Here is a 4,376-nt window from a genome sequence, read left to right on the forward strand (position 1 = left end):
GAGCGGGTGTCGGATTTGCAGGGGCATCTGATGGCGAGTATTGCGGTGCCGGCGGTGTTGTTACGGCTTGATACGGCTGCTGATCGGGGGGCTCGGGTGCATGCTGCTGCGTTGGAGTTGCGGCAGGCGGACGGGCAGGGTGGGCAGCCGGGTGGAAGTGTGTGGGCTGGTGTGGGGGTCACTGTCACCGGTTGACATTCGCGCCGGCTTCACTCTGCCCGCTGTTGGTGTCTGTGCCGGTCGTCGGACGGAGGCATTGATTGATGCCCTCCGTGGGGATGCGAAGTTCGGCTGCCGTTTGCTGGGGCGGTGCGCGTCGCCCAGCTGGCCGGGGTCGGCAGGCGGCGGTCCCCATGCGCCAGCGCCTTCCGCGCCACTTCCCGGCTGACACCTTCCGCCTTGCTGCTGAGGGCCCAGCATCCTCGGGCGTGGACAGCGATCGGCGGCTGGGTACGGCCGGCGCCGTGGTCGAGGTACCAGTCCGGAGCCGGGGGCTGGAGGCGCTCGGTGCTCTGCTGTTCTGATGCTTGCTGCTTCAGTTTCTGCGGCCGCCGCGACTCGGTGCCGGCCAGGGCCTGCTGTACGGCACCGCGCTGGAGCCGCAGGTGGTGCCGACGGTCTCGTTCGCGGCCAGCTGCCGGTCGAGGTGCGCCAAGATCGCCCGGAGCCGGGTTGGGTCAGGCGGCAGCTGAGGCATGGCGTCGATCCGGGATCATGGCTCGATTCAATCATGTGTTCGATTAATCGGAAACTGGAGGGCACGTAGGCTTCCGGCGTGATTGAGAGCATGGTGTTCGACGTTGGAGAGACGATCACCCGGGACGACCGTTACTGGGCCACCTGGGCTGACTGGCTAGAGGTGCCGAGACACACCCTGTCTGCCCTTGTCGGAGCTGTCGTCGCCCGAGGCCAGGACAACGCTGAGGCCCTCCGTCTCGTACGTCCAGGTATTGACGTCGCTGCCGAATACCGTGCCCGGGAAGCGGCCGGCCGCGGCGAGCACCTGGACGAATCCGACCTGTATGACGACGTGCGCCCTGCCCTCGACGCGCTCCGCCGAGCTGGTGTCCGGGTGGTCATTGCTGGCAACCAGACCGCTCGCGCCGGTGAGCTGCTGCGCGCGCTCGACCTGCCTGCAGATCTGATCGTCACATCAGGAGAGTGGGGCGTGGCCAAGCCCCAGCTGGAGTTCTTCCAGCGGGTCGTCGAGGTCGCCGAGGCACGGGCAGACCGAACTCTCTACGTAGGCGACCATCCCGCCAATGACGTGCACCCAGCGAAGGCGGCTGGCCTGCGCACAGCGCACCTGCGGCGCGGACCGTGGGGGTTCCTCTGGGCTGACGCGCCGGACACCATCGCGGCGGCGGACTGGCGGATCAGTGGACTCATGGAACTGATCAGCATCGCTGGATGACAACAGCAAAGCTGCCCCGCCAAGTTGGCGGGGCAGCTTGGGATACGCGCGGCGTCTCATGCGAGTACCGTTCGGAGTGGATGCCCGAACGGAGTCAGTATGCCCGCAATTACGGACGGGGGAGTGGGGCGGCGGATCGCCTACTACCGAAGCGTCGTCCGTCCCAAGATGACACAGCAGGAATTGGCCAATGCAGCCTGCGTCGCCCTGGGCACCATCCGCAAGATCGAGCGCGGCGAGAGAGGCGTCACGGACGACACTCTTCAAGCCATTGCCGATGCTCTTGGAGTTGATCCGGCACGCCTACGCCACGACCGCGGCCCCGCCCATTCGCAGGCGCGGGATGCCCTCCCGGCCCTCTCGGCCGCGATCGCTGCCTACGACTGTCCCGAGGAAGGGTCGGTGCGGCCGATCACCGATCTGCGGTCCGCAGTGGACACGGCTGTGCACTGGAGGCTCGGCGCACAGTACACGCGCATCGTCCGCGACCTCCCTCACCTGCTGGCCGAGCTGACACGGGCCTTCCACACGGCAACGGGCGCCGAGCGTGCCGAGCTGGCGCAGCTGCTGGTGAGTGCCTACCGCTCCGCGGATGCGGCTGCCTACAAGCTGGGAGCGCACGACCTTTCCGCCCGCCTGGTCGAACTGATGCGGTGGGCCGCCGCCGAGGCCGAGGATCCGCTGCTGGCCGCGTCGGTGGCCTACGTGCGCACCGAGACCTTCTTCGCGGCGCGTGCCCATGCCGCAGGCCTGCGTGCTCTCCGCCATGCCATTGATGCTGCGCCCGCGCCCTCGACCGCAGCGGAACGTGCAGCATGCGGGTCACTCCACATGAGGGCCGCGGTCATCGCCGGCCGAGCCAAGGATGCCGACGCGGCCACCGTGCACCTCGGCGAGGCCGAGCAACTCGCCCGAGCTGTCAAAGAGGACGTCTACTACGGCACCGCGTTCGGCCCCGACTCCGTCCGGATCCACCAGGTGTCCGTGGCGGTCAGCCTCGGAGGCGATCACGTAGGCGCGGCACTGGACGTGTCGCATGAATGGAAGCCTCCGGTGAGCCTGCCAGCTGAGAGGCGGTCCGGTTTCTACATCGAGCTGGCCCGCGCCCAGCTGTGGGCGGGCATGCCCGACGGCGCGTTCGAGTCGCTGAAGTTCGCCCGGAAGATTGCGCCTCAGCACACTCGCGAGCATCCATGGGTCCGGGAGGACGCCTCCAAGCTGAGGCGCCTGCGCCGTGCCGACTCAGAGACCCTGACGTCTTTCGCTGAATGGTGCGCTGCCACCTGAGAAACGCGCATCCCCAAGTACCCCTTGCTGGGGTACTTGTGACGCTCCCTCACCCTCACCATCTGTGACACGCGCAGGATCCACAGATGGGAACGGGACGCAGGAAGCACGCTCGCTTACTCCCACGGTCGTTGACCGTCGAGTGAGCATCGTTCGCCTTCATGGCGAGGCGTGCTTCGACTGCGGAGCCGTGAACAGGCCCCTGCGAGCGGCGGGCGCCGTGATTGTTCTCGCTGCCTCCCGCATCTGGCAGATCCGCAAGTGCGGCTGTCGGCCCGGGGTGGCACCCATGCACCCACACCTGGGAAGCGCCATGCAGGACCCGGCGGCCGCGCGAACGGCCCCGGGAGTGGCCAACGCTCATAGCAGCGAGGGAGCGTCGACATGAAGAACGGTACAGGTCCCACCCCGGACCAGCGCCAGCCTTTGACCTACATGACCATCCGCGTCTACCAGGTGGACCGCTACGGCACGGTCACCGCGGACCGCGGCAAGGTTCTGGTCCCGACGGTGATGGAGCTGAAGCAGTCCGACGCATGGCCGCCGTGCGCGTGCCCCCGTCACCGGGCCGGACAGGCGGTGCGCCCGTGAACACCACGGTTGAGCACGGCCAGGGCGCCAGCCTGGTGGACATCGCGATGATGCGCGGCACCGCAGCGCAGCTGCTCGGGCCGGACGACGGCCCCGAAGCGCTTCCGCCGACCCCCGCAGAACTGGGCGCCCTCACCACTGCGCTACGCGGCCACCTGGAGCTGCTGATCCCCGAGGTCGAGGCAAAGGCTGGGCGACTGCCCAAGAACAGCCCGCCGCGGTTCTGCGCGCTCGCCTGCGTGGGTGAGGCGAACAGGAAGCTGCGAGTCGGAGACGGCTCCACACCGGCCGTCCGCGTGGCCGTGGCGCGGAAGCTCGCCCGCTCGGTCAATGCCCTGTGCGTCCACTACGCCAAGCTGTGCGGCGAAGCCCCGGCGAGCGAGCCGGTCGTGAAGGCGATCGCGAGTCTGCTCGTGTACGTGGCGGCCGTTACCAGCCCGGTCCTCGCCGTGGTGCTGGCGCGGACACCGCACTGACGCACCCCCATGGCGGCCGCTTCGGGTCAGGGCCGCACCCAATGAGCCCCCGCCACACGGTGCACGGCACCTGTGTGGCGGGTGACGCCCGCCTCGTCGCAGGATCCGGAAGACCTCGGTGGGGCGGGTCTCCTCACCCTTCCCGGAACACTCCGGGCAGGCAACCATGAGTGGACACAAGGGAGATACGGAATGCTGCTTCTGCTTCAGACGCACGGTGGCGGTGGGGGCGAGGGAGGCGACGGCCTGCCGGGCGAACCCTGGCCCGGCCCGCAGGAGCCCCCGTCCCCCGACGGCGGCCCGAGGGTCATCGGCTGATGAAACTGCCTGATCTGTCGGAGGAGCGGTCCGAACTGGGCCGCTCCCTCCTGGCCCGTGGAGCCATCACCGCAGCCTGGATGGACGCGTTCGAGGCAGTGCCTCGGTCCGCGTTCCTGCCGGAGGTGATGTGGCCGTACGACATGACGTCGGGTACGCACGTCACCGTGAACCTGCGGGCAGAGCCGGGACTCTGGTTCCAGTACGCCCGCACGCTCGGCGAGGAGACCCACCGCGTCTTCCGGGCCCGGGTGGTCAACCCGCGCTGGATGGCGGCCATGCGCCGGCAC

6 protein-coding genes and 2 pseudogenes are annotated in these 4,376 nt (G+C 68.7%); 7 read left to right on the plus strand and 1 reads right to left on the minus strand.

Annotated features, from left to right (window positions below):
- Nucleotides 1–195 (plus strand): annotated as a pseudogene (locus tag ABZ471_RS47860) (hypothetical protein); the annotation flags it as partial.
- 14 nt (nt 196–209) lie between these two features.
- Here ABZ471_RS47860 and ABZ471_RS47865 read toward each other — a convergent pair.
- Nucleotides 210–605 (minus strand): DUF6233 domain-containing protein, encoded by a 396-nt coding sequence (locus ABZ471_RS47865; RefSeq protein WP_359075446.1) that lies wholly within the window; start codon nt 603–605, stop codon nt 210–212.
- 170 nt (nt 606–775) lie between these two features.
- Between ABZ471_RS47865 and ABZ471_RS47870 the strand changes: the two genes are divergently transcribed.
- The 6 genes and pseudogenes from ABZ471_RS47870 to ABZ471_RS47895 all read left to right on the plus strand — a co-directional run.
- Nucleotides 776–1,414: an HAD family hydrolase gene (locus ABZ471_RS47870; protein ID WP_359075441.1), complete on the plus strand. Its 639-nt coding sequence runs from the start codon at nt 776–778 to the stop codon at nt 1,412–1,414.
- A 99-nt stretch (nt 1,415–1,513) separates the two neighbouring features.
- Nucleotides 1,514–2,701 (plus strand): helix-turn-helix transcriptional regulator, encoded by a 1,188-nt coding sequence (locus ABZ471_RS47875; protein ID WP_359075442.1) that lies wholly within the window; start codon nt 1,514–1,516, stop codon nt 2,699–2,701.
- Between the two features lie 384 nt (nt 2,702–3,085).
- Nucleotides 3,086–3,292, plus strand: a complete 207-nt coding sequence (locus tag ABZ471_RS47880; RefSeq protein WP_359075443.1) for a hypothetical protein — start codon at nt 3,086–3,088, stop codon at nt 3,290–3,292.
- Nucleotides 3,289–3,768: a DUF6415 family natural product biosynthesis protein gene (locus ABZ471_RS47885; protein WP_359075444.1), complete on the plus strand. Its 480-nt coding sequence runs from the start codon at nt 3,289–3,291 to the stop codon at nt 3,766–3,768. The genes ABZ471_RS47880 and ABZ471_RS47885 overlap by 4 nt, the downstream gene beginning before the upstream one ends.
- Nucleotides 3,769–3,960: 192 nt before the next feature.
- A complete protein-coding gene (locus ABZ471_RS47890; protein WP_359075445.1) occupies nt 3,961–4,086 on the plus strand; it encodes a hypothetical protein in 126 nt (41 codons plus the stop codon).
- Nucleotides 4,086–4,376, plus strand: a pseudogene (locus ABZ471_RS47895) (hypothetical protein); the annotation flags it as partial. The gene ABZ471_RS47890 and the pseudogene ABZ471_RS47895, both read left to right, overlap by 1 nt.

It is taken from the genome of Streptomyces sp. NPDC005728 (assembly GCF_040630895.1).
Lineage (GTDB): Bacteria > Actinomycetota > Actinomycetes > Streptomycetales > Streptomycetaceae > Streptomyces.